The organism is Agromyces sp. Y782, from assembly GCF_059445405.1.
The window spans coordinates 2,969,551-2,993,249 of record NZ_JCAIUG010000001.1; the positions used below are offsets into that span (position 1 = coordinate 2,969,551).

A 23,699-nucleotide genomic window follows, 5' to 3' on the forward strand; every position below is an offset into this window, starting at 1 on the left:
GCGGCTGAGCGGATGCTGCGGCATCCGCTCGCTCGTCAGTGGGGGAGTGCCTCGGAGAGGGCGCTGAGGTAGGCCTCATCGTCGAAGTCGTCGACGATCATGCGCTGCACCATGTATCCCGGCCCGAGGCCGAGCACTACGGGGGCGAGCCGTGCCGCCCACTCCTCGGGGTCACCGTCGATGCGACTCGGGTCGGCCGTCGCCCATTCGACGAGCCGACTGCGAACCGTCGCTCGCAGTCTCGTGAACACCCCTTGCACGAGCGATCGGATCTCGTCGTCGACGGCCGCCTCGGCCCAGATCTGCACGATGACGTCGCCGAACGGTTCGCGGCGCATGCCGTCGAGGAGCGTGGCCATGATCTGTCCGGGTGCGAGCGGCTCACCGTCGCCTCGCCGCTGTTCGAGCTCGTCGCGCCGAGCGTCGAGCACACGTCCGGCGACGGCGGCGAGGAGGTCTTTCTTGCCCGAGAAGTGACCGTAGATCGCGCCTGCCGAGAGGCCCGACTCGGCGATGATGTCGGCCATCGACGTGCGCTGGAACCCGGTCGCAGCGAACGCGCGCAGCGCTGAGTCGATGATCTCGTCTCGCCGGGCAGCCCGGTAGGCGTCGGTCACCTTGGGCATCGCGCCGCCTCTCCGTCGAAAACGAATGAACGTTCTTGACAAGCATAGGACGGGCGCTCAAAATGATAAAGAACGAACATTCGTTTTACTTTGGAGGAACAATGGCCCACACGGACGCCGCCAACCCGCACACCGCCATCGGCCGCGTCGTCGGCATCGCGCTCGCCCTCGCGGCCGTTGTCGCCGTCGTGGTGCTCGCGTTCTCATGGCCGAGCGTGACAGCCGACGCGAAGGACCTGCCGATCGCGATCGCCGGCCCCGCCGAGGCGATCGAAGCGATCGAGGCGACGGTCGATGAACAGTCGCCCGGAGCGATCGCCTTCGACCACGTCGCCGACCGCGATGCAGCCGTCGACGCCATCGCATCGCGTGAGGCGTACGGGGCGATCGTGCTCGGGCAGGAGCCTGAGGTGCTCACCTCATCGGCGTCGAGCCTCATCGTCGCCCAGCTGCTCGCGGGCATCGCGAGCGGCCTCGAAGAGGGCGTGAACGCCCAGGCCGCAGCGGCAGCAGCCGCGGCGGGTGCACCCGCCGCGCCGCCGCACATCGACGTGACGGTGACCGACGTTGTGCCACTGGCCGACAGCGACGCGCGCGGCACCGGCCTCTCGGCTGCGCTCTTCCCGCTCGTGCTCGGCGGAATGCTCGGCGGCATCGCCATCTCGATCGCCGTCATCGGCGCGCTTCGAAGGGTGCTCGCCGTCGTGGTGTACTCCGCCGTGGGCGGGCTCGTGCTCACCGGCATCCTGCAGGGCTGGTTCGGCGCACTGCAGGGCGAGTATTGGCTGAACGCCGCCGCCATCGCACTTGCGCTCGGCGCGATCGCCGCGCCGATCACCGGGTTCGTGGCGCTCATCGGCCGAGCCGGCATCGCCGTCGGCCCCGTCATCATGCTGTTGTTCGCGAACCCGATCTCGGGTGCGGCTGTGCCGAAGGAGTTCTACCCGGCACCCTGGGGCGAGGTCGGGCAGTGGTTCCCGCCGGGAGCGGCCGCGACGCTCGTGCGCGAGCTGTCGTACTTCCCGGCTGCCGACACGAGCTTCCCGTGGCTCGTGCTCACTGCATGGGCCGTCGGGGGGTTGCTGCTGTCGGTCGTCGGCCACTTCCGCACGGCAGGCGGAGCCGAACCCGATGCCGAGGCATCCGTCGCCGTCTGATCGTCAGGCGGGCCTCGCATCGAGAGTCGAGGTGCGCGCATCGTCGGCTTCGAGCGGGCTCGGCACTGACCGACGCGGAGTCAGCGGGCGAGTTCCTTGCGCCCGTTCAGGATGCCGCTGACCGCGGCGACGACCGCGAGCACGATCGCGACCACAGGTTGTCCGAGGGTCCACCAGCCGAGTGCCGCAGCGGAGAAGACGGCGATCTCGACGAGCGCCTTGCCGAACGTGTCGACCCGCAGCACCGCCTTCGGTGAGACGAAGAGCGCCCACACCAGGATCGCGAGGAGCGGTGCACCGATTCCGATGAGCACGCCGGGCCACGGAAGCGGGAAAGCGGCGAAACCCCAGATGCCGAGGGAGACGAACGCGAAGAGTTCGAGGAGGAACCGGAGGATGTCGTTCGGCCCGATCTTCGGCTGCTGTTCGTGCTGTCGTGCGTCGCTCACAACGCTCAAGCCTACCCGCGAGATCAGCGGAAGATGATCGTGCGTGCGCCGTCGACGAGCACCCGACGCTCGGCGAACCACTTGACCGCCTGGCTGAGCGTGCGACTCTCTTCATCCTGACCGATCGCGACGAGTTCGCCCGGGCTGCGGGAGTGATCCACTCGCACGACGTTCTGCTCGATGATCGGACCCTCGTCGAGATCGCTCGTGACGAAGTGCGCCGTCGCACCGATGAGCTTCACGCCGCGCGCGTGCGCCTGACGATACGGATTCGCACCCTTGAAGCCCGGCAGGAACGAGTGATGGATGTTGATGCAGCGGCCCTCGAGCGCCGCGCAGAGCTCGGGGGAGAGGATCTGCATGTACCGCGCGAGCACGACGAGCTCGATGTCGTGCTCGGCGACCGCGGTGAGCACGCGCTGCTCGAATGCCGACTTCGACGCGGCATCCGTGATCGCACGCGACTCGAACGGCACTCCGTAGAAGTCGACCAGATCGCGGAGGGTGCCGTGGTTGGAGAGCACGAGCGGGATCTCGACCGGCAGCTGCCCTGCGCGCTGGCGGAACAGCAGGTCGTTGACGCAGTGCCCCGCCGTCGAGGCGAGCACGAGTGTGCGCAGGGGCCGAGCGACCTCGTCGAGGTGCCACCGCATGTTCCAGCGCTCGGTCACGGGCTCGAGCGCCTGCTCGAGCTCGGCACGGGCGGCGGATGACTCGACCTGCAGTCGCATGAAGAAACGGCCCGTGTCGAGGCTTGTGAACTGCTGGCTCTCGGTGATGTTTCCGTGCGCGGCGACGATCGCCCCGCTCACCGCATGCACGATGCCCGGGCCGTCGGTGCAGCTGAGCGTCACGACCCAGTGGTACAGGTGTTCGGTTGCGGCATCCGTGGTCATTCGGCCAGATTACCCGGCAACGGGCGGTGCCTCTGCGGACGTGAGCACCTCAGCGGCGGGTGGCTCGGACGAGCGCGACGAGACGCTGGTCGGGACGGCGGGTCCCAGTCGGCCCTTGGCTTCATAGCGAGCCGCGACGTCGTCGGAGAAGAGCGGCCACAACCACGACTCCTTGTTCGTATCGTGAGCGCGGCCAGCCGCATCGAGGGGGAACCTGCCGGCGAACTCGCCGCAGACCTCGATCACGACCGTTGCCCCGCCGACCCCTGAGAACTCGGTGCGTCCGAGGGACAGTGAAACGGAGGGAACCAGCAGGTTCACCGAAACGACCGCGGCCGAGGACATCTTGCCCGCAAGGTCGGTCTGCACGACTTCGAGCGTCGTCTGGCCGGCAGGAAGGCCGCGCGGGTGAGCACTCCATCGTCCGGCCGCATCGGCAGTCACCGTCTCGGGCAGGGGGGCCACCGACGTCGAAGCGCTGAGGAGTGCAGGGGATGCATCGGCCGCATCCGCCGCGATGCTGACGACGATCGTGGCTCCGGGTTCGGCTGTGCCGCTCAGGTCTGGATCGACGAGGCCCCCCGCCGTGTCGGCTTCGAGGATCTCCGGGGGCTGCACGACAACGTCGACGGGCTCCGGGGTGGGCGTCGGCGAAGGAGCGGGCTGCGATGCGCCCGGTTCCACCGCCGGCGCATCGGATTCGATCGATTCGGCATCGGCGTCGGCATTCGGCCCCTGCCCTGGCCCCGGCTCTGGCTCTGGCTCTGGCTCGACGAGCCTGGGCGGCACCGCCGGAGCTGCCGGCGGCAGAGCCGGTGACGACGCCTCTGCAGTCGGGTCGGCCGTCTTCGATTCGGAAGACGGCGCGGCGACGGGAGCGGGTTCGGACGGCTGCTCGGGAGGATTCACGAGCCCCGGGAGGAAGACCACCGCGGCGACCGCCGCTGCGGCGACGAGCACCGCGGCCGCGACGCCGCCCACGACGCCGGTGGCACCGAGGCCGCCGGCACTCGTGACCCCGCCGGCGCCTGCACTGTTCCCGCCGGCGGCACCCGCACCGCCCGCGCCGCCATGGCCGGTGAGCACGGCGGGCATGCCAGCCACTCCCATCGCGACCTCGGCGACCGGCGCTCCCTGGGAGAGCCAGGCCGAGTACGCGGTCGCCCCGCCGATGCCCGCGGTGAGTGGCAGCAGCACGAGCGCGAGGCGCGAGCCGACGTCGCGTGCCTCTGCCGCGACGATCGTGCAGCGGGCGCAGTCGTCGAGGTGCGCCTCGAGACGGTTCGTCTCACGAGTGCGGAGCTTTCCGCGGGTGTAGCTGCTGAGGCGATCGATGCTCCACTGGCATTCCGGATCGTTGGAGGGGTTGCGCAGGTGCACTCGGATCCATGCCTGGCGCAGGCCCTCGCGCGCGCGGTAGGCCAGCGCCGCCGTGCTGTTGGCGCTCATGCCGAGCAGCGGGGCGATCTGCTGCGGGGTCATGTTCTCGACCTCGGAGTACCACAGCACCTCCTGCCACCGGGTCGGCAGTGCCCGGAACGCCTGGGCCGTCGCGCTCCGGTCGAGCGCCTCGAGCGTGGCGGACTCGCTCGTCGCCGGATCTTCGAACGACTCGAGGGTCTCGAGCGTGGTCTCGTGCCGGGCGCGGCCCCACCCCGCGGCCGTGTTGCGGATCGTCGTGAAGAGGTAGGGACGGAACGCACCCGTCGGCCCGCCGCCGGCGAGCATCGTGCTGTAGATCTTGGTGAACGACTCGGCGACGAGGTCGTCGGGGTCGAGCGAACTGTACGAGCGCGCGACGGTGCGCGCCGATGCGGAGTGCCGCTCCCACAGCTCGGCGTACGCCGAACGGTCGCCCTTGCGCGTTCGCTCGATGAGCGCGGCGTCGGCCGATCGGTCGGTGCGCAGCGGCGGCACGTCGCCTCCTTCGGGTGATGGGGAACCGCGGAGTTCGCGGGAGTCACCCACTGAAGAGACGCGTCGAAACGCTTTTCATGACGCGCGTCACGGGGTGAGTACATTCCAGCAGAAATCCACGTGACGCGCGCACAGAAGATTTTCTTCGGAATGCGCGTCATAGATGCGTGTGCCCGCCGTCTCTCTGGGTGAAGGCGATTTCGCTTTGACCGACCGCCGTCTCAGGCGTCCCGAACCCTGAGACGGATGCCGGCATGGCCGGCGCCTGAGCGGTCAGCATCGGGGGAAACGATGCGCCGCTCGTACGGGCGGGGGTTTCGGAGGCGAAGGGGAACACGCCTCCGGATCCCGCCCGATCGGCGAGTTCCCCGTCGCGACGATCAGTGCAGCCGTGCGCCCGCGGCCCAGACGGCGTTCACGCGAAGTTCGTCGTCGAGGAGCACCGCATCGGCGGCGAACCCCTGATCGAGCCGGCCGAGGTCGTGAGCCCGACCGATCGCTGCGGCCGGCGTGACGGTGAGCGCGCCGACCGCCTCGTCGAGCGGGATGCCGCACTCGAGCACCGCACGCCGGAGCGCGTCATCTTGCGTGAGCGTCGAACCGGCGATGGAGCCGCCCTCGCGGAGCCGCGCGACGCCGTCGGCGACGACGACCTCGAGCGATCCCAGCACGTAGACGCCGTCGGACGAGCCTGTCGCGGCCATCGCGTCGGTGACGAGCGCCACCCGCCCGGGCGCGCCGGCGAAGGCGAGCTTCACGACATCGGGGTGCACGTGCACGCCGTCGTTGATGACCTCGAGGGTGACGTGGTCGGCGTGCATCGCCGCGACGACAGGCCCGGGCGCACGGTGGTGGATGCCGCGCATGCCGTTGAAGGCATGGGTGAGGATCGAGGCCCCGGCGTCGAAGGCGGCGAGTGCCGTCGCGAAATCGGCGCCCGTGTGGCCGACCGCGACCTTGACGCCGGCCTCGGTGAAGCGGCGGATGGCGGCAAGTGCGCCGGCGTGCTCGGGGGCGATCGTGATCTGTCGCAGTGCGCCTGCCGCCGCGTCGAGCAGTAGGTCGACGGATGCCGCGTCGGCCCCGCGCAGCAGCCCGGGATCATGCGCCCCGCGGAACTCCCGGTCGAGGAAGGGTCCTTCGAGATGTGCGCCCAGCACGCGCGGATCGCGCTCCGCGAATCGCGCGATCGTCGTCAGGTCGTCGGCGAGCCGCTCGACGGATGCCGTCACGAGTGAGAGCACGGTGCGGGTCGTGCCATGGGCGTTGTGCACGGCGAGTAGGGTCTCGATGGCCTCGTCGCCCTCATCGGCGGCCGCGCCGCCTGCCCCGTGGCAGTGGATGTCGATGAATCCGGGGGTGAGGAACCGCCCCGCGGCATCCGTCACGTCGACCGAGTCGAGCCGAACCTCGTTACGCCAGCCATCGCCGATGCCGCGTGCGCTCACCCGGTCGCCGTCGAAGGCGACCCACGCGTCGGTGACGGTGTCGGCGCCGCTCACGAGACGCGCGGAATGGATGACGACGGCTGCAGTGCTCACTCAAGCAACGATAACGTCGTAGCCCGCGTCGGCGAGGCGTTCGCGCTGCTCGAAGGTGGCGCCCGAATCGGTGATGATCGTCGAGAAGAGCCGTCGCGGACCGATCGCGGCGAACGCCCGCTTGTCGATCTTCGACGAGTCGGCGACGATCACGGCCTGGGTGGCGCGCGCGGCCATGAGCGCGTTGACGGCCGCCTCGCGCTCATCGTGCGAGGTCGGGCCGACATCCGCGTCGATGCCGTTCACACCGATGAATGCGAGGTCGAGGGTGATGCTGCCGAGCACTGCGTCGGTGTAGGCCCCGACGAGTTCGTACGACCTCGCGTGCACGACGCCGCCGGCGACGACGGTCTTGATCTGCGGGCGCATCGCGAGCTGCATGGCGATGTTGATCGCATTGGTGACGACGGTCAGGCTGGGGTCGGGCGCCGGTTCCATGATGTCGGCGCGCGACATGAGCGCGTCGGCGATCGCGGTGGAGGTCGTGCCGCCGCAGAGGCCGATCACGGCCCCGCGCGGCACGAGCGCGCTCGCCGCGAGTGCGATCGCCGCCTTCGCGCCGGGGTTCTGCTGGTTCTTGTAGCGGATCGGTAGGTCGTAGGCCACCGAGTGGGCGACCGCGCCGCCGCGGGTGCGGGTGAGCAGTTGCTGCTGGGCGAGCGCATCGAGGTCTCGTCGCGCCGTCGCGGGCGACACCCGGAGGCGATCGACGATCTGGTCGACGTCGACCTGCCCGCCTTCGGCGAGGAGGTCGAGCACAGCGCTCAGCCGCTCGGCGCGGTTCATTCGTCGGGGTCCTTCCGCGCGAAGAGGTCGAGCACGGCACTGCCGTGCTCCGGGCGCTCGGCGCGGTTCATCCGTTGGGGTCCTTCCGCGCGAAGAGGTCGAGGAGACGTGCCGCTTCGATTTCGACGGCATCGCGGCCGGCGGCGAGGTATTTTCGCGAGTCTACGACGCCGGGGTGATCGTCGAGGAATCGGCGGATCGCGCCGGTGAACTGCGCGTTCAGGTGCGTGGACACGTTGATCTTCGTGAGTCCGGCACTGATGCCGGCCACGATCGTCTCGTCTGAGACTCCGGATGACCCGTGCAGCACGAGCGGCACCGGCACCGCCGCCCGGAGCCGGCTCACGAGTTCGAGGTCGAGTGCGGCGACCCGCTCGGTCATCGCGTGCGAGGAGCCGACCGCGACGGCGAGCGCCCCGACGCCGGTCTCGGCGACGAATCGCGCGGCCTCGTCGGGGTCGGTACGTACGCCCGGTGCATGTGCACCGTCTTTGCCGCCGATCTCGCCGAGCTCCGCCTCGACGAGTACGCCCGCGCTCGCCGCATGGTCGACGACCCGGCGGGTGGTGGCGACGTTGTCGGCGAAGTTGAGCTTCGCGCCGTCGTACATGACCGAGCCGAAGCCGTGGTCGATCGCGAGCAGCGCGAGCTCTGCGTCTTCGGCATGGTCGAGGTGCACCGCGACGGCAGCGCTCGACGCTTCGGCGACGGCGAGCGTCGCGCGAGCGATCGGCTCGAAGCCGCCGTGGTACCGGATCGCGTTCTCGGAGATCTGCAGGATCACGGGCAGCCCGGTCGCCTCTGCTGCGGCAGCGAGCGCTTCCGCGGTCTCGAGGTGCAGCACGTTGAACGCGCCGATGCCCCGACCGCCGTCGGCTGCGCGGGCGAGCAGGATGCGTGTGGGGGTGAGGGTCATGCGTGTTCCTTCGGGTCGATGCTCACGACGACCTCGTGCTCGAGGTCCGTGTGTTCGGGTGAGAGCTCGCCTGCGAGAGGCGCGAGCACCGCCGAGGCCGACCAGGCGACGGCCCGACGGGCGAGGCGCTCGCGGGCGGCAGCGGCCGTCGGCGTGTCGTCGGCGAGGTGGGGCGTCTCTGCCAGAGCGGCGGCGATCGCGGCGACTGCGGCATCGCCGGCCCCGGTGGCGTTGCCGTGCAGCGTGCGGGGCAGCCGGGCACGGATGCCGCCAGGGGCATCCGTCGTCACGACCATCAGGCCCTCCGAACCCAGTGAGGCGACGATGACTCCGGCGCCGAGTTCGAGCAGCGCGGTCGCGCCCGCCACGGGGTCGTCGAGACCGGTGGCGTCGCGAAGCTCCTCGGCGTTGGGCTTGAGCACCGTCGCGCCCGCACGGGCGGCGGCGAGCACTCCGGGCCCGCTCGTGTCGACGATGACGGGCACGCCTTCGGCTCTGAGCGCATTCACGAGTGCGCCGAGCTCGTCGGGCCCGAACCCGGGCGGCAGGCTCCCGCAGATGGCGACGATGCCGGCGTCGCGACCGAGCTCGAGCGCATTCGCCGTGAGCGCGCCGGCTTCGGCGGCGGAGAGCGCGGCGCCACGCTCGTTCAGCACGCTCGTCTCGCCGCTCGACTTGTCGACGAGGGCGATGCTGCGGCGGGTCGCGCCGGCGACGCGCACGAGGCGGTGGCGGATGCCGCTCGCCTCGAGCTCGGCGGTGAACTCCGCACCGACCGCGCCGCCGGAGGTCGTGAGCGCGAGCACGTCGTGACCTTCGGCGTGCAGGACGCGTGCGACGTTCAGCCCCTTGCCGCCGGCGCGTGCGGCCCCGGTGTCGACGCGATGCGTCTCGCCCGGTTGCAGGCGCTGGACGTGCCAGGTGAGATCGAGCGCCGGATTCGGCGTGATGGTGACGATCACGGCGTGCCGTCGTCTCGGCGTGCGGCCGCGAGGTCGCGGGCGGCGAGGTCGCGGGCCGCGAGCGCGGTGCCGAGCAGGCCCGCGTCGTCGCCGAGTTCGGCGTGGAGGAGCGCCGGCCTGCGGTGGAAGCTGAGCAGCGCGTCGAGCCGCGTGCCGAGCGGCGCGAACAGGGCCGGACCCGCCTGCGCGAGGCCGCCGCCGATCACCACGGCTTCGGGGGCGAGGATCGCAACGAGACGGGCGAGGGCCTCGGCGAGTGCTTCGACGGCGTCGTCCCAGACGCGCTTGGCGAGCGGGTCGCCGGCGGTCGCCGCGTCGAGCACCTCTCGAGCGCCGGTCACCCGAGTACCGGATGCCGCGGAGTAGCGCCGGGCGATCGCGCCGGCCGACGCGATCGTCTCGAGGCATCCGATCGCCCCGCAGGCGCACCGCTCGCCGAGCGGATCGGCGAGCGAGTGGCCGATCTCACCCGCGTAGCCGCCGCCGGCGTAGGGACGGCCGCCGAGCACGAGCGCGCTCGCGATGCCGGTGCCGATGGCGAGCACGACGACATCGCCGTAGCCGCGAGCCGCGCCGAGGCGATGCTCGGCGTCGCCCGCCGCGCGCACGTCGTGGCCGAACGCCACAGGCAAGCCGAGCGCGTGCTCGGCGAGGTCACGGATGGGGGCGTCGCGCCAGCCGAGGTTCGACGCGAACATGCCGACACCCGTGACCTCGTCGACGAGACCGGGCACGCTGATGCCCGCGGCCACCGGAACGATGCCGGGGGCCGCGGCCAGGTGCTCACGGGCGAGCACGCCGATCGAGGCGACGATCGCACGGGCGGGGTCGGCGTCGGCCGGGTCGAACGGCGTCGGCGTGCGGCGGAGTCCGAGCACCCGGCCCGAGGCATCGACGAGCGCCGACTTGGTGTCGGTGCCTCCCACGTCGAACGCGAGCACGGCCGCGCCCGGGCCGAGCGGGAAGGCGTCGTGAGACGGGTGCTCGTTCATCACGCGTCGAGGATGACGGAACGGGTGAGGTTGCGAGGCGAGTCGGGGTCGAGGCCCTTCGCGCGGGCACGGGCGAGTGCGACGCGCTGTGCGCGCACGAGTTCGGCCATCGGGTCGAGGCGGCCCGCTTCGAAGTGCGCCCCGGTTGCGGCGACGTCGCCGGCGAGTCCATCGGGCGCCTCGCCGAACTGCCAGGTCACCCGGCCCGGAGCTGCGATCGCGATCGGGCCGTGGCGGTACTCCATCGACGGGTACGACTCGGTCCACGACTGCGAGGCTTCCCGCATCTTGAGCGCCGCCTCGTGGGCGAGGCCGACCGACCAGCCGCGACCGAGGAAGGTGTACTGCTCGGCGTCGGTCAGCTCGGGGGCGAGGTCTTCGGCGACGGCGCGCTCGGCATCGGCGATCGCGCCCGTGAGGTCTTCGCCGAGCGAGGCGCGGAAGAGGGCGAGTGCGGTCGTCGCGAACCGGGTCTGCACGACCGAGCGCTCGTCGGCGAAGGGGAGGGTCACGGCTTCGTCGACGAGGTCGACGAGCGGTGACGCGGCATCGCCGATGACGCCGATGGTGCGCACGCGGCCGCGGAGCCCCTCGACGAGCTGGCGCACCTCGGTGGTCGTGCCCGATCGGGTGAGGGCGACGACCGCGTCGTAGCCGCGGTCGACGAAGGCTTCGGATGCCGCGAATGCGTCGGTCTCGCCGTGGCCGCCGGCTTCGCGCAACCACGCATAGGACTGCGCGATGAACCAGGACGTGCCGCAGCCCACGACCGCGATGCGGGCGCCGCGGGCCGGCAGGAGCGACTGCTCGGCGCGGAGTTCGGCTGCGCGCGCCCAGGTCTCGGGCTGCGAGGCCAGCTCGGCGGACATGTGTTCAGCGGCGGCGGGAACAGCTTCGCCGGTCGTGTGTGCGGTGGTCGGTTGGTCGGTCACGTGGGGCTCCAGACGGGTGTGCGACGGCCGCCGTGGCAACCCCGCGGCGGCATGACACTCAATGATCGCAGATGATTGCAACATGTGTCCAACGATCACTCGAGCGCTCGATTCGAGCGGCTCCGTGTGGGCATCGGAGTTTGTCAGGGATCTGAACAAAATCTCATAACGAATCTGTTGCGCGTCTTGACGGGCCCGAGGCATCCGACATAGATTTCGTGCGTCGAGTGAACGGACGTGATTGTTTGCTCGCCGAAACGTTCAGGAAATAGCACTCAGCCATGGTCGTCAAGTGCGGTTCCGGAACACACGCACTGTCGCGCGAGGCTCTCTCCACGGGCGCTGGTGCACCATCCACCACAGTGAGGAAGCATCCAATGAAGAAGTCTCTGCGCCTCGGCGCGGCCGTCGCGCTCGCCGCCACGGCATCGCTCACGCTCGCATCCTGCGGCTTCGGCGGCGGGTCGGGTGACGAAGCCGGCGGCACGACCACGATCGACCTGCTCGTGCCCAGCTACTCCGACAACACCCAGGGTCTCTGGGAAGACGTGATCAAGGGATTCCAAGCGGAGAACACCGACATCACCGTCAACCTCGAGGTGCAGTCGTGGGACAACCTCGAGACGGTCATCGCCACGAAGATCCAGGGCGGTGAGGCACCCGACATCTACAACGGCGGCCCCTTCGCCGGCTTCGCAGCCGACGAGCTGCTGTACCCGGCTGAAGACGTCGTCTCGCCCGACACGTTCAGCGATTTCCAGGACTCGTTCATCGCCAACGCCGAGGTCGACGGCACCGCGTACGCGTTGCCCCTCATCGCCTCGGCACGTGCTCTCTTCGTGAACAACGCCCTGCTCGAGCAGGCCGGCGTCACCGCGCCCCCCACCAACTGGGACGAACTGCTCGACGCTGCGACGAAGGTCTCGGCCCTCGGCGGCGGCATCGCCGGCTACGGCATGCCCCTCGGATCCGAAGAGGCGCAGGCCGAAGCAGCCGTGTGGCTCTGGGGCGGCGGCGGCACCTTCGGCGACGCGAGCGAGATCACCATCGACGACCCGGCGAACCTGCCCGGTGCCGATCAGATCAAGAAGATGATCGACGCGGGCGCCACCCAGGCCGACCCGGGCTCGACCGACCGTTCGCCGCTCATGGACATCTTCATCCAGGGCAAGATCGGCATGCAGGTCGGCCTCCCGCCGACCGTGGGCCAGATCGAGAAGAACAACCCCGAACTCGACTACTCGATCGTGCCCATCCCGACCCAAGACGGCAGCCCGATGACGGTCGGCGTCATGGACCAGCTCATGGCCTTCCAGAACGACGACGACAAGCAAGACGCGATCACGAAGTTCTTCGACTACTTCTACACCTCCGACGTGTACGTGCCGTGGGTGCAGGCCGAGGGCTTCCTTCCCGTCACGAAGTCGGGAGCCGAAGCGCTCGCCTCCGAAGAGGCGCTCGCGCCGTTCCTCGAGGTGCTGCCCGACGCGCAGTTCTACCCGACGACCAACCCCAAGTGGTCGGCCGCGGATGCCGCGTTCAAGGCGCTCTTCGGGCAGCTGCAGACGAAGCCCGCCCAAGAGGTATTGACGGAGATCCAGGCGCAGGTCGACGCGGGCTGATCCCGCCCGGGCCGACCAGCACGTCCGTTTCGCAACATCCGGAGGGATCGGTGACCGCCGAACCATGAGCACGACACCCGAGACGTCATCGATCCCCGCGGGGGCGGCCACCGGCCGCCCCCGCCCCGGCGGGCAGGCTGCGCCCAGTGGGCGGGCCGAACAGGTCAAGCCCCACCGAGGCGGGCGGCAGTTCCTCGCCTCGCTCCCGTGGATCGGCCCTGCCCTCATCCTCATCTTCGGCGTCGTGCTGTTCCCGGCCGTCGTCATGTTCTTCAACTCGACCCGCGACATCTCGATCTCGGGGATCGACAAGGGCTCGGTCGGCTTCGACAACTACGTCGAGGTCTTCTCCTTCCCCTATTTCTGGCCGATCTTCGGCCGCACGATCGTCTGGGTCGTGGTGGTCGTCGCGGCCACCGTGCTCATCTCGCTCGTCCTCGCCCAGCTGCTGAACAAGGCGTTCCCGGGCCGGCGCATCGTGCGCCTGGCGGTGATCATCCCGTGGGCGGCATCCGTCGTCATGACGACGATGGTCGTCTACTACGGTCTGGAGCCGTACTTTGGCATCATCAACACCTTCCTCGTCGACGTGGGGCTCGTCGACACGCCCGAGGGCTACGGGTGGACCCGCAACCCCGAGACGGCCTTCGCCTGGTCGATCGTCGTCGCGGTGTTCGTGTCGCTGCCGTTCACGACGTACACGATCCTCGCCGGACTCCAGACGGTGCCAGGCGACGTGCTCGAGGCCGCGAAGATGGACGGAGCAGGGCCGGTTCGCACGTATTGGGGCGTCGTACTGCCGCAACTGCGCGGCGCCCTCTCGGTCGCGGTGCTCATCAACATCATCAACGTGTTCAACTCGCTGCCGATCCTGAAGGTGATGACCGGGTCGATCCCGGGCTACGACGCCGACACGATCATGACGATGATCTTCAAGTACATCCAGAACCAGCACAAGGTCGACGTCGCGAGCGCGCTCTCCGTCGTCGCCTTCATCATCGTCATCGTGATCGTCGCGATCTACGTGCGCGTGGTCAAGCCCATGAAAGAGGTCTGAGCATGGCCGTCACCGCACCCGCGTTCGAGGCGATCGCCCCGCCCGCGGCATCCGCTCGGAAGCGCCGCTACACCGAAGACCAGGTGCCGCTCGGCAAGCTGATCTGGCGCATGCTGGCCGGGCTCATCGTGCTGCTCATCTTCGTGCTGCCGTACACGATCATGTTCTTCGGCTCGGTCAAGACGAAGGCGCAGATCCGCTCGGTCGAACCCACCTACTTCCCGACGGAGTGGCACTGGGAGAACTACATCAACATGTGGTCGACCCCCGAGACGCCGCTCGTGCAGAACCTCATCTCGACGATCATCATCGCGGGAGTCGCGACGCTGCTCGTGCTGCTCGTCGCGATGCCCGCGGCGTATTACACCGCGCGGTTCAAGTTCCCCGGCCGCATGGTGTTCCTCTTCCTCGTGATCGTCACGCAGATGCTGCAGCCCGCGGTGCTCACCTCAGGGCTCTTCCGCCAGTTCCTCGCGTTCGACCTGATCGACACGTGGGCGGCGATGATCTTCATCAATGCGGCGTTCAACCTCTCGTTCGCCGTGTGGATCATGCACTCGTTCTTCGCCGGCGTGCCCAAAGAGGTCGACGAGGCCGCTCAGATCGACGGCGCCGGGCGGCTGCGAGTGCTCTTCACGATCAGCCTCCCGCTCGTCTGGCCCGGCATCGTGACTGCGATCGTGTTCACCTTCGTCGCGTGCTGGAACGAGTTCGCGGCCTCGCTCGTGATCCTCTCGACGGCCGGCAATCAGCCGCTCTCAGTCGCCCTCACGAAGTTCGTCGGCCAGTACGAGACGTCATGGCAGTACGTGTTCGGGGTCTCGATCGTCGCGATCGTGCCCGTCGTGATCCTCTTCATGATCATCGAGAAGCGCCTCGTCGGCGGCCTCACCGCAGGCAGCGTCAAGTAGCGCCGAGCGGATGCCGCGGGGTCACCGAACCCGGCGGCATCCGGCCTCGCGGCATCCGCTCGCCTCTCGCTCGCCGCTCAGGCAATAGGCCGCTATTCAGGCGGAAATCGCTGATTTCTGCCTGAGCTGCCACCTATCGCCTGAATCGACGGTGCGACCCCGTCCGAACGAGTGAGTCGGAGTCGCCCGCGTCCCGGCTCACGCCGCCAGATGGAGTCCCACTGCAACCGCGTGCCGGAGCTCCGACTCCACCATGTCCCACTCGAAGAGAATCTGCTTGTAGTCGTATCGGAACACCGTGTAGCCCATGAGCATCAAGCGACGGTCCTGGGCGATGTCGCGTCGGCGTCGCTCAGCTGACCGATGGAACTCGTATCCGTCGATCTGGTACACGAGTCGCTCGCCGATCAGCCCATCGACCGGGTGGCCGTCGATGACCACCTGCTGCTGCACCGCAATCCCGACCCGCTGCAGTCGGGTGCGAGGAATCGTCTCGATTCCCGAGTCCGACAGCAGCGAGGCACCACGTCGAGCACGCTTGGCGGCCGCGCTCCGGAGTGGCAGCTGATGGAGCATCTCCGGTGTGACGACGCCGCCGCGGATCGCAGACTCCCACGTCGCAAGCGCGTGGTCGAGTGGCCGGCAATCGGCGATGTGCACGAGAGCGCTGACCACCGGCTCGACGAGTTCGTAGCGGTGCGGCGCGACCGGACCGGAGTTCCAGTGCACGATCGCGCCACCCGCATCGAATCGCGACGCGCCGTGCGGGACTGCGAGGTGGGCGCGTCCGTCGTCGAGGGTCCAGAGTCCGTGATGGGTTGCCGCCGTGACGCAGGCGAGCTGACCACTCACCGCTGCCGCCCGCGCGAGGAGCGGGGGCGCATCCCCCGTGGCAAGCCATCGACGGACTCGGCGAATGCCACCTGCGGTGATCGCTGCCCGGATTGCATATCGGGTGAACCCGGCGCGAAGGGCATCGTCGACGTGACGGATGCCGCCACTACTCGTGACCCATTCTGTGATGTTCATTCCGACAGGATCGGTGGCCCGCGCGGGAGGCCATGCCGGCGTTCGATCGTTCGTGGAGAACGGGTCTCCGGGGGCTGTGGTGGAGGAGGGGTGGCCCGCAGCTCAGGCGATAGGCCGCTGCTCAGGTGGGAATCGTCGCTTTCGTCCTGAGCAGCGGCCTATCGCCTGAACTGCGTGAGACGAATGCGTGGCACCACCGGGGGGCCGATGTCGCGGATGAACGCGATGCTTCAGGGCGGATGCCGCGGCTCACGGTCTGGGCGCACCCGGCGCGTCACTCGACCCAGGGCACCCCGCCGACCCGGTGGTACGAGACGCCGAGTGCATCGAGGTGCGTGCCGAGCCACGCGAGTCTGGCGTGGAAGTCCGCCTGGTCGCGCGCGCCGCCGTCGGCGGGCGCCGGCGACCACGCGATCTCGGCGATTGCGGTGATGCGGGGGAACACCATGAACTCGAGCTCGGCGGTGGTCGCTGTCGTCTCGGTCCAGATCGGTGCCGCGATGCCGAGGATGTCGGCCTCGTCGAGGCCCGGAATCGTCGACGTCGGCTCCCACGCGTACGCCTCTTCGAGCGTCGTCGGGCCGTCGGCCCACCGGGTGCCGAGCGAGCCGCCGAGCGGACCCTCGGGGTCGTCGGGGTACATCATGTCGAGGTAGGTGACGTCGGCCGGCATGAGGATGACTTCGCCGCCCTGCTCCACGAACGAGGTCGTGAGTTCTGCGGTGTTCTCGCGCGGCTCGGTGAAGTCCCAGTACTGGCCCACCGTGCCCGGCGGCAACTCGGTCGAGACGCCCATCTCGTGGTATGCGATCACCGTCTTGCCGGTGGCGGCGCCCGCCGCGGTGATCCGCGCGACGAGATCGAGGTAGTCCTCGGGCGACGTCGCGTGCGGTTCGTCACCGCCGACGTGCAGCCATGGCCCGGGTGTCATCTCGGCGACCTCGCGGGTGACGTCGGCCAGGAACCGGTCGGTCGCCGCTGCGCGCTCGGGCGAGGCGCAGAGTGACGAGAACCCGACCTCGATGCCCTCGTAGGGCTTCGGCGCGACTCCGTCGCAGTTGAGCTCCGGGTAGGCGCTGAGCGCGGCGTTCGTGTGCCCGGGCAGATCGATCTCTGGCACGATCGTCACGAAGCGCTCGGCCGCGTAGTCGACGATGCGTGCGTAGTCGGCCTTCGTGTAGAAGCCGCTGCCGTCGCCCCCGACCGAGGTCGACGCGCCGATGCCGGTGAGCTCGGGCCATGAATCGATCTGGATGCGCCAGCCCTGGTCGTCGGTGAGATGCAGGTGCAGCACATTGAGCTTCAGCAGCGCGATGCGATCGATGTGGTCGAGCACGTCTTCGACGGGGAAGAAGTGGCGCACGACATCGAGCACGGAGCTGCGGTAGGCGAAGCGAGGGGCATCGGTGACGGATGCCGCGGGCACGATCCATCCGCCAGAGGGCGCACGCGAGGCATCCGCTCGCTCGATCTCGGCCGGCAGCAACTGTCGCAGCGTCTGCGTGCCCCAGAAGAGTCCGGCCGGGCCGGGCGCCGCGATGCGGACGCCATCGGCGCCGCTCGTGAGCGAGTACGACTCGGCGTCGGCGTCAGCGTCGGCGTCGATCACGAGGGCGATGTCGGCGCCGTCCTGAGCCTGTCGAAGGGATGCCGCGGCGTCGCCCTCGACGACCGGCAGGTCGAATCCCGTGGCGATGCGCGCTCGCGCGGCGAACGTCTCGGCGACGGCTGCGGCATCGCCGGTCGCGACGAAGCGGGACTCCTCGGTCAGTGTGAAGGGCGAGCCGCCGGTGAGTTCGAGTTCGGCCAGGGCCGGAATGACGCCGGACACGGGGCCTCCGTCGTGCTGCGGGTCGGGGGTGCAGCCGCCGAGGGCGAGTGCGATGGTGACGAGGCCTGCGGCGATCAGGTGAGCGCGGCCCGATTTCATCGGTCGGCCGGCGATGGCGTGGCCGATGCGGCGGCTGCCACGCTCGCCGCGGTCGATTCGGGTGGAGCTGCTGCGTCGGTGCATGCGTCCTCACTCGTCTGGAGGTAAAGAGCCCTAACTCCCACATAGTGGCACGATTCGTCGGCGGGCGGCGATACGCTCGGGCCCGGAACGGAGACGAATGACGACCACTCTGCCAGCGCTCCCGGTCGCGGTCGACCAGGTCGACTTCCGCGCGCTCGAAGCCCCCATCGACCCTGCTGCACTGCAGGCGTTCCAGCAGGCCGCGAAGGCGCCCGGGTCGCCGTATGCGACGGCGGGCACGTCGACGGTCGTCGCCGTCTTCGCCGTGATCATGGTCGTCGTCGTCTTCACGATCCTCGGCATCGTCTTCGGCGGCCTGTACTTCTCCGCCGCGAGCTCGGGTGATGACCTCCCGATCGTGCTGTTGATCGCGCCGGTGTTCGTGATCGTCGCCCTCGCCGTCGGCATCAACGCCGTCGTGCGACGGGTGCGGCGAGGCAGCAAGTGGCATCGCTGGTTCCGGCTCGAGGGCTTCGCCGCGGCGAACGGTTTCAGCTACGCGATTCGCACCGCGAATCCGAACTATCCCGGCGTCGTGTTCGGGCGGGGTCGCAACCGGGCGACCTACGACCGGCTGCAGTCCGCTCGCGGTCGCTTCGTCGATCTCGGATCGTACGAGTACACGACCGGTAGCGAGAAGAACGAGCGCACCTCGCGGTGGGGGTACATCGCCGTGGCCATCGACCGCCCGGTGCCGCACATGCTGCTCAACGCCCGTGCAAACAACGGCGTGTTCGGCAGCGGCCTGCCGGCGGCGTTCGAGCGCAGCCAGGTGCTGAGCCTCGAGGGCGACTTCGACCGCCACTTCACCCTCTACGCCCCGCATGAGTACGAACGGGACGCGCTCTACATCTTCACGCCCGATCTCATGGCCGTGCTGATCGACGAGGCCGGCAAGTGGGATGTGGAGCTCATCGACCGCTGGCTGCTCTGCTACTCCCCGAACCCCATCGACCCGCTCGACTCCGCGGCATGGGGTCGCGCGCTCCGCGTCGCCGACGCCGTCGGTACGAAGGTGCTCTCACGGACGCAGCGATATGCGGACGAGCGCGCGGTCGCCGCCGCGCCCGAGGCATCCGCTGCTCCCGCGCCGCAGGCGGCGCAGCTGTTCGCGACGCCCGCCGCGCCCGTCATCGCCCCCGGCGGACGGCGTTTGCGGGGCGGCATCCGCTGGGCGAGCGTCGCCGGCGTCATCGGCGTGATCGCGTGGTGGCTCGTGTCGACGTGGATCGTGTCGCGCTGAATACGTCGGCACGGGGCATCCGTTGCTAAGCTTCGAGGGTCGCGACTGGCGTTGAGATGGATACCATCGGGGAGCGACTGGCACGGACCGACCGAACGCCTGGGCCGGTACGCATACCTCGGCGCTGGCGCGCGCGAGGCAGCACCCAAATAGGTCCGTTTGTCATGAAGGAGCCAGTCTTGGCCGAGTCTGTTTTCAACGCCCCCCTGTCCGAAGTCGACCCCGAGATCGCCGAGGTTCTCGAGCTCGAGCTCGGTCGCCAGCGCGACTATCTCGAGATGATCGCGAGCGAGAACTTCGTTCCCGTCTCTGTGCTGCAGTCCCAGGGCAGCGTCCTCACGAACAAGTACGCCGAGGGGTATCCCGGTCGCCGCTACTACGGCGGCTGCGAGTACGTCGACATCGCCGAGTCGCTCGCGATCGAACGCGCGAAGTCGCTCTTCGGCGCCGAGTACGCGAACGTGCAGCCGCACTCCGGCGCGACCGCCAACGCGGCCGTGCTCTCTGCGATCGCCACTCCAGGAGACACCATCCTCGGCCTCGAGCTCTCGCACGGCGGCCACCTCACGCACGGCATGAAGCTCAACTTCTCGGGCAAGCTGTACAACGCCGTGTCCTACGGCGTCGACCCCGAGACCTTCCTCGTCGACATGAACGTCGTGCGCGACAAGGCCCTCGAGCACAAGCCGCAGGTCATCATCGCCGGCTGGTCCGCCTACCCCCGTCACCTCGACTTCGCCGCGTTCCGCGCGATCGCCGACGAGGTCGGCGCGAAGCTCTGGGTCGACATGGCGCACTTCGCCGGTCTCGTCGCGGCGGGCCTGCACCCGTCGCCCGTGCCCCACGCCGACGTGGTCTCCTCCACGGTGCACAAGACGATCGGCGGCCCGCGTTCGGGCTTCATCGTCGCGCGCGACATGGAGCTCGCGAAGAAGCTGAACTCGAACGTCTTCCCGGGCCAGCAGGGCGGCCCGCTCATGCACGTCATCGCGGCGAAGGCCACGGCGTTCAAGATCGCGGCATCCGAAGAGTTCAAAGACCGCCAGGAGCGCACCATCCGCGGCGCGCAGATCCTCGCAGCGCGCCTGACCGCCGACGACTCGCGGGCAGCCGGCATCGACGTGCTCACGGGCGGCACCGACGTGCACCTCGTGCTCGCCGACCTCCGCAACTCGAAGATCGACGGCCAGCAGGCCGAAGACCTCCTGCACGAGGCGCTCATCACCGTCAACCGCAACGCGGTGCCCTTCGACCCGAGGCCGCCGATGGTCACCTCGGGCCTGCGCATCGGCACGCCCGCGCTCGCGACCCGCGGCTTCGGCGACACCGAGTTCACCGAGGTCGCCGACCTCATCGCGCTCGCACTGCAGGGCGAAGCGGATGTCGCGACGCTCCGCTCCCGTGTCGAAGCCCTCACGGCGGCGTTCCCGCTGTACCCGGGCCTCGCACAGTAGGGGGATCCCATGACCGCCATCACGCTCGACGGCGTCGCCACCGCGACGGCCGTCAAGTCCGAACTCGCTTCCCGCATCCAACTGCTGAAAGCGCACGGGGTCGTGCCGGGACTCGGCACTCTCCTCGTCGGTGACGACCCCGCATCGCGGTCGTACGTCGCGGGCAAGCACCGCGACTGCGCCGAGGTGGGCATCGAATCCATCAGGGTCGACCTGCCGGCCTCGGCCACCACGGCTGACGTGCGCGCCGCGATTCGCGACCTCAACGCGGCATCCGAGGTCACCGGCTACATCGTGCAACTGCCGCTGCCGGCCGGGCACGACGAGAACGCGATGCTCGAGCTCATCGATCCCGAGAAAGACGCCGACGGGCTGCACCCCACGAACCTCGGCCGGCTCGTGCTCGGCATCGAGGGGGAGCTGCACTCGCCGCTGCCGTGCACGCCCGCGGGCATCGTCGAGATGCTGCGGCGCTACGACGTGCCGATCCGAGGGCAGCATGTCACGGTCATCGGCCGTGGCCTCACGGTCGGGCGCCCGCTCGGACTGCTCTTCACCCGCAAGGGGCTCGACGCGACCGTCACGCTCACGCACTCGCGTACGCGAGACCTGGCGGCCGAGGTGCGCCGCGCCGACATCGTCGTCGCGGCAGTCGGGGTGCCGCATCTCGTGAAGGCCGACTGGGTGAAGCCCGGCGCGGCCGTGCTCGACGTCGGCATCACGCGGGTGCAAGACGACGACACCGGCAAGGGCAAGCTCACGGGCGACGTCGACCCCGCCGTGGCGGAGGTCGCCGGTCATCTCTCGCCGAATCCCGGCGGTGTCGGGCCGATGACCCGCGCGATGCTCCTCGCGAACGTCGTGAAGGCCGCGGAGCAGCGCCTGCACCGGTAGTCGACCTCCCGGTCGCCCGGTGTTCACCACGTGTGCACCGGGCGGCCGCATTGCGCGCGTAGCTTCGCGCCCATGGCACGAGTCACCCTCGCCGAAACGCCGGTCGACGGCCCCGTCGCCGATCCGGTCGCCCTGAAGCACCGGTTCGCCGAGCGAACGGATGCCGCGATCGCCCTCGCGACGGCGATCATCCCCGCCCGGGGCGGGTCGATCGGGCTGCCCGGCAAGAACATCGCACGAGTGGGCGGCGTACCGCTCGTCTCGCGCGCGGTGCGCGCGGCGCTCGCCGCCGAACGGATCGGACGTGTCGTCGTCACCACCGACGACGAGGCGATCGCCGAGGCCGCGCGCGTCGAGGGCGCCGAGATCATCGTGCGGCCCGCCGAGCTGGCAGGCAGCACGGCGACGAGCGAGTCCGCACTGCTGCACGCGCTCGGAGAGCTCGATGCCGCGGCGGACCTCGCCGACACCGACTCGATCACGGTGTTCATCCAGGCCACGTCGCCCTTCATCGACCCCGCCGACCTCGATGCAGCGATCGAGACGGTCGCCGGGGGTGAGCGCGATGTCGTGTTCTCGGCGACGCCGACGCACGTCTTCCTCTGGCGCGAGGAGGCCGGCGGCACGGCTGTCGGCGTCAACCACGATGCAGCCCGTCGCGAGCGACGACAGGACCGTGAGCCGGAGTACGCGGAGACCGGAGCGTTCTACGTGATGCGCACCGAAGGTTTCATCGAAGGTGGGCACCGCTTCTTCGGACGGGTGGGAATCCAGCGCGTCAGCGGCGACCATGCCATCGAGATCGACGATGCCGACGACCTGGCTCGTGCGAATGCGCTGGCGCGGGCGATCGACCGCGCGCCGCGGCATCCGTCGCCCGTCGTCGACGTCGATGCGGTCGTCACCGACTTCGACGGAGTGCACACCGACGACACTGTCATGGTCGACCAGCTCGGACGGGAATCGGTGCGAGTCAGCCGCAGCGACGGTCACGGCGTCGCGCGCCTCAGGGCCGCCGGCATCCCCGTGCTCATCCTCTCCGCCGAGGAGAACCCCGTGGTCGGGCGTCGCGCCGAGAAACTCGGGGTCGAGTGCGCGCAGGGCATCACCGAGAAGGGTTCGGTGCTTCGCGAGTGGGCGGAGCACCGCGGCATCCGCCTCGATCGCATCGCCTACCTCGGCAACGACCACGGCGACCTGCCCGCGCTCGCCGAGGTCGGCTGGCCGATCGCCGTCGCCGATGCCGCACCTGCCGTGCTCGACGCCGCCCGGCACGTGCTCGGGCAGCGCGGCGGCCACGGCGCCGTGCGAGAGCTCGCCGACCTCGTGCTCGCCGCGAGAGCGGGAGCGAGCGCCGACGGCGAACCGCCACAGATCCTCACCGAGACCACCTTCGACACCTCAGGAGTGCACGCATGACGTCAGTTCGTATCGGCCGATCGATGGTCGGCGCCGAGTACCCCGTCTACGTGATCGGCGAGATCGGCCTGAACCACAACGGTGATGTCGAGATCGCGAAGCGGCTCATCGACGTCGCCGTCGAGTCGGGCGCGCAGGCCGTGAAATTCCAGAAGCGCACGCCCGAGATCGCAACCCCCGAGCACATGCGCGACGTGCCGCGTGAGACGCCGTGGGGCACGATGAGCTACCTCGACTACCGTCGCCGCGTCGAGTTCGGCGAGGCCGAGTACCTCGAGATCGCCTCCTACGCCCTGCGGGCCGGCATCGACTGGTTCGCCTCGCCGTGGGATGTGCCGTCGGTCGAGTTCCTCGAGGGGCTCGACGTGGTGGCGCACAAGGTCGCATCGGCCTCCGTCACCGACCTTGCACTGCTCGAGGCGATCGCGCTGACCGGCAAGCCGGTGATCCTCTCGACGGGCATGTCGACGATCGAGGAGATCGACCGCGCCGTCGAGACGCTCGGCACCGACCGGCTCGTCATGATGCACGCGACCTCGAGTTACCCCATGCCGCCCGAAGAGGCGAACCTGCGCACGATCGAGACATTGCGCGGGCGGTACGCGGACGTGCCGATCGGGTACTCGGGGCACGAGCGCGGCCTGCAGATCTCGCTCGCCGCGGTCACGCTCGGCGCGGTCGCCGTCGAACGTCACATCACGCTCGACCGCGCCATGTGGGGCTCCGACCAGGCGGCGTCGCTCGAGCCGACGGGCTTCGAGCACCTCGTGCGCGACATCCGAGTGATCGCCGAGGCGATGGGCGACGGCGTCAAGCGCGTCTTCCCCGGCGAAGAGGCGCCGCGCGCGAAGCTCCGGCGCGTGCCCGCCCTGTGAGCGGCGG

At 69.6% G+C, this 23,699-nt stretch carries 21 protein-coding genes and 1 riboswitch; of the genes, 9 read left to right on the plus strand and 12 right to left on the minus strand.

All coding sequences use genetic code 11. The features are described from left to right. Positions 1-35: 35 nt before the first annotated feature. A complete protein-coding gene (locus tag AC1C2S_RS13505) occupies positions 36-626 on the minus strand; it encodes a TetR/AcrR family transcriptional regulator (protein WP_495353033.1) in 591 nt (196 codons plus the stop codon). A gap of 101 nt (positions 627-727) precedes the next feature. Here AC1C2S_RS13505 and AC1C2S_RS13510 point away from each other — a divergent pair, with 101 nt between their 5' ends. Beyond that, positions 728-1,783: a hypothetical protein gene (locus AC1C2S_RS13510; protein ID WP_495353034.1), complete on the plus strand. Its 1,056-nt coding sequence runs from the start codon at positions 728-730 to the stop codon at positions 1,781-1,783. An 80-nt stretch (positions 1,784-1,863) separates the two neighbouring features. Here the strand turns inward: AC1C2S_RS13510 and AC1C2S_RS13515 are convergent, their stop codons facing one another. The 9 genes from AC1C2S_RS13515 to AC1C2S_RS13555 form a co-directional block, all read right to left on the minus strand. After that, entirely contained in the window at positions 1,864-2,232 is a 369-nt protein-coding gene (locus AC1C2S_RS13515) for a YrdB family protein (RefSeq protein WP_495353035.1), read from the minus strand. 23 nt (positions 2,233-2,255) lie between these two features. Beyond that, positions 2,256-3,128, minus strand: a complete 873-nt coding sequence (gene purU, locus AC1C2S_RS13520; RefSeq protein ID WP_495353036.1) for a formyltetrahydrofolate deformylase — start codon at positions 3,126-3,128, stop codon at positions 2,256-2,258. A 9-nt stretch (positions 3,129-3,137) separates the two neighbouring features. Continuing rightward, a complete protein-coding gene (locus tag AC1C2S_RS13525; protein WP_495353037.1) occupies positions 3,138-5,045 on the minus strand; it encodes a sigma-70 family RNA polymerase sigma factor in 1,908 nt (635 codons plus the stop codon). Positions 5,046-5,425: 380 nt separating this feature from the next. Beyond that, the gene (gene nagA, locus AC1C2S_RS13530) at positions 5,426-6,586 is read right to left on the minus strand and encodes an N-acetylglucosamine-6-phosphate deacetylase (protein ID WP_495353038.1); all 1,161 of its coding nucleotides are present in this window, start codon (positions 6,584-6,586) and stop codon (positions 5,426-5,428) included. After that, positions 6,587-7,372, minus strand: a complete 786-nt coding sequence (locus AC1C2S_RS13535) for a DeoR/GlpR family DNA-binding transcription regulator (RefSeq protein WP_495353039.1) — start codon at positions 7,370-7,372, stop codon at positions 6,587-6,589. 67 nt (positions 7,373-7,439) lie between these two features. Then, positions 7,440-8,288: a class II fructose-bisphosphate aldolase gene (locus tag AC1C2S_RS13540; protein WP_495353040.1), complete on the minus strand. Its 849-nt coding sequence runs from the start codon at positions 8,286-8,288 to the stop codon at positions 7,440-7,442. Beyond that, on the minus strand, positions 8,285-9,250 hold the full coding sequence (locus AC1C2S_RS13545; protein ID WP_495353041.1) for a 1-phosphofructokinase family hexose kinase: 966 nt from the start codon (positions 9,248-9,250) through the stop codon (positions 8,285-8,287). Before AC1C2S_RS13545 ends, AC1C2S_RS13540 begins: the two co-directional genes overlap by 4 nt. Beyond that, positions 9,247-10,242: an ROK family protein gene (locus AC1C2S_RS13550; RefSeq protein WP_495353253.1), complete on the minus strand. Its 996-nt coding sequence runs from the start codon at positions 10,240-10,242 to the stop codon at positions 9,247-9,249. Before AC1C2S_RS13550 ends, AC1C2S_RS13545 begins: the two co-directional genes overlap by 4 nt. Further along, positions 10,242-11,111: an SIS domain-containing protein gene (locus tag AC1C2S_RS13555; protein ID WP_495353254.1), complete on the minus strand. Its 870-nt coding sequence runs from the start codon at positions 11,109-11,111 to the stop codon at positions 10,242-10,244. Before AC1C2S_RS13555 ends, AC1C2S_RS13550 begins: the two co-directional genes overlap by 1 nt. Before the next feature lie 440 nt (positions 11,112-11,551). Here AC1C2S_RS13555 and AC1C2S_RS13560 point away from each other — a divergent pair, with 440 nt between their 5' ends. The 3 genes from AC1C2S_RS13560 to AC1C2S_RS13570 all read left to right on the plus strand — a co-directional run bounded on the left by AC1C2S_RS13560 (position 11,552) and on the right by AC1C2S_RS13570 (position 14,764). Further along, positions 11,552-12,796: an extracellular solute-binding protein gene (locus tag AC1C2S_RS13560; RefSeq protein ID WP_495353042.1), complete on the plus strand. Its 1,245-nt coding sequence runs from the start codon at positions 11,552-11,554 to the stop codon at positions 12,794-12,796. A gap of 64 nt (positions 12,797-12,860) precedes the next feature. Beyond that, a complete protein-coding gene (locus tag AC1C2S_RS13565; protein WP_495353043.1) occupies positions 12,861-13,853 on the plus strand; it encodes a carbohydrate ABC transporter permease in 993 nt (330 codons plus the stop codon). 2 nt (positions 13,854-13,855) lie between these two features. Continuing rightward, entirely contained in the window at positions 13,856-14,764 is a 909-nt protein-coding gene (locus AC1C2S_RS13570; RefSeq protein ID WP_495353044.1) for a carbohydrate ABC transporter permease, read from the plus strand. Positions 14,765-14,962: 198 nt separating this feature from the next. Here the strand turns inward: AC1C2S_RS13570 and AC1C2S_RS13575 are convergent, their stop codons facing one another. Next, positions 14,963-15,793, minus strand: coding sequence for an endonuclease domain-containing protein (locus AC1C2S_RS13575; protein ID WP_495353045.1), 831 nt, complete (start codon positions 15,791-15,793; stop codon positions 14,963-14,965). A 274-nt stretch (positions 15,794-16,067) separates the two neighbouring features. Then, positions 16,068-17,807 carry a beta-N-acetylhexosaminidase gene (locus AC1C2S_RS13580; RefSeq protein ID WP_495353046.1) on the minus strand — a complete coding sequence of 580 codons (1,740 nt, stop codon included), beginning with the start codon at positions 17,805-17,807 and terminating at the stop codon, positions 16,068-16,070. Positions 17,808-17,904: 97 nt separating this feature from the next. Here AC1C2S_RS13580 and AC1C2S_RS13585 point away from each other — a divergent pair, with 97 nt between their 5' ends. The 5 genes from AC1C2S_RS13585 to AC1C2S_RS13605 all read left to right on the plus strand — a co-directional run bounded on the left by AC1C2S_RS13585 (position 17,905) and on the right by AC1C2S_RS13605 (position 23,692). Beyond that, complete coding sequence (locus AC1C2S_RS13585; RefSeq protein WP_495353047.1) at positions 17,905-19,050, plus strand: hypothetical protein; 1,146 nt, start codon at positions 17,905-17,907, stop codon at positions 19,048-19,050. 31 nt (positions 19,051-19,081) lie between these two features. Next, positions 19,082-19,162: riboswitch (ZMP/ZTP riboswitch) on the plus strand. A gap of 67 nt (positions 19,163-19,229) precedes the next feature. Continuing rightward, complete coding sequence (gene glyA / locus AC1C2S_RS13590) at positions 19,230-20,504, plus strand: serine hydroxymethyltransferase (protein ID WP_495353048.1); 1,275 nt, start codon at positions 19,230-19,232, stop codon at positions 20,502-20,504. Positions 20,505-20,513: 9 nt separating this feature from the next. Further along, positions 20,514-21,398, plus strand: a complete 885-nt coding sequence (locus tag AC1C2S_RS13595; protein ID WP_495353049.1) for a bifunctional methylenetetrahydrofolate dehydrogenase/methenyltetrahydrofolate cyclohydrolase — start codon at positions 20,514-20,516, stop codon at positions 21,396-21,398. Positions 21,399-21,470: 72 nt separating this feature from the next. After that, positions 21,471-22,817 (plus strand): cytidylyltransferase domain-containing protein, encoded by a 1,347-nt coding sequence (locus AC1C2S_RS13600; protein WP_495353050.1) that lies wholly within the window; start codon positions 21,471-21,473, stop codon positions 22,815-22,817. Next, positions 22,814-23,692: an N-acetylneuraminate synthase family protein gene (locus AC1C2S_RS13605; RefSeq protein ID WP_495353051.1), complete on the plus strand. Its 879-nt coding sequence runs from the start codon at positions 22,814-22,816 to the stop codon at positions 23,690-23,692. The genes AC1C2S_RS13600 and AC1C2S_RS13605 overlap by 4 nt, the downstream gene beginning before the upstream one ends. Positions 23,693-23,699: the final 7 nt, after the last annotated feature.